This is a genomic window from Planktothrix paucivesiculata PCC 9631 (assembly GCF_900009265.2).
Classification (GTDB): domain Bacteria; phylum Cyanobacteriota; class Cyanobacteriia; order Cyanobacteriales; family Microcoleaceae; genus Planktothrix; species Planktothrix paucivesiculata.
The window spans coordinates 1-365 of record NZ_LR735093.1; the positions used below are offsets into that span (position 1 = coordinate 1).

1 protein-coding gene is annotated in these 365 nt (G+C 37.0%); it reads right to left on the reverse strand.

The features are described from left to right. On the reverse strand, positions 1–365 hold a 365-nt coding region (locus tag PL9631_RS26460), incomplete at both ends, for a hypothetical protein (RefSeq protein ID WP_197046527.1).

A 365-nucleotide genomic window follows, 5' to 3' on the forward strand; every position in this document is an offset into this window, starting at 1 on the left:
TAATTGGAAATTTCCGGTGTAGCAATAGCAATATCCGTGGAATCACTACTTTCCGTGGGATTAATTGTGGAATCTGATTGTTTTTGGAGAGGGGTATAATTAGAAATTTTCGGTGTAATAATATCTGTGGAATCACTACTGTCTGGGGGATTAATTGTGGAATCCGATTGTTTTTGGAGAGGGGTATAATTAGGAATTTCTGGTGTAGCAATATTTGTGGAATCACTACTGTCTGGGGGATTAATTGTGGAATCTGATTGTTTTTGGAGAGGGTTATAATTAGAAACTTCTGGTGTAACAATATTTGTGGGATTAATTGTGGAATCCGGTTGTTTTTGGAGGGGGGTATAATTAGAAATTTCTGG